This window comes from Nostoc sp. CALU 1950 (assembly GCF_051172895.1).
In the GTDB taxonomy this organism is placed as follows: Bacteria; Cyanobacteriota; Cyanobacteriia; order Cyanobacteriales; family Nostocaceae; genus Nostoc; species Nostoc edaphicum_A.
The window spans coordinates 1-244 of sequence record NZ_JBDNJQ010000497.1 but is presented as its reverse complement, the minus strand read 5'-3'; the positions used below and the strand labels follow the sequence as shown (position 1 = coordinate 244).

At 39.8% G+C, this 244-nt stretch carries 1 pseudogene; it reads right to left on the bottom strand.

The annotated features are described in order from the left end of the window. Window positions 1-244: pseudogene (locus ABF638_RS38535) on the bottom strand (hypothetical protein); the annotation flags it as partial.

The window sequence follows — 244 nt, the reverse complement described above, 5'->3', positions numbered from 1 at the left end:
ATCTTCGATTTCGGTCAGTCCCCAAACGCTTTTCTATCCGTTGTAGCTTGACATTGCTATAACCAGTACGCTGCCAGATAGCTTGTAGATAGTTATTGAAATCATCCGAGGTTTTTACCGGAATAAATTGATTGAATATAAAGAAAATCGACAAACTAAATAATGCAGAAAACAACCCCATCGTCCCATATTTACCTATGGGTTCAGCGCGATAAACCTCTTTCTCTATGGTGATGGGTTTGGG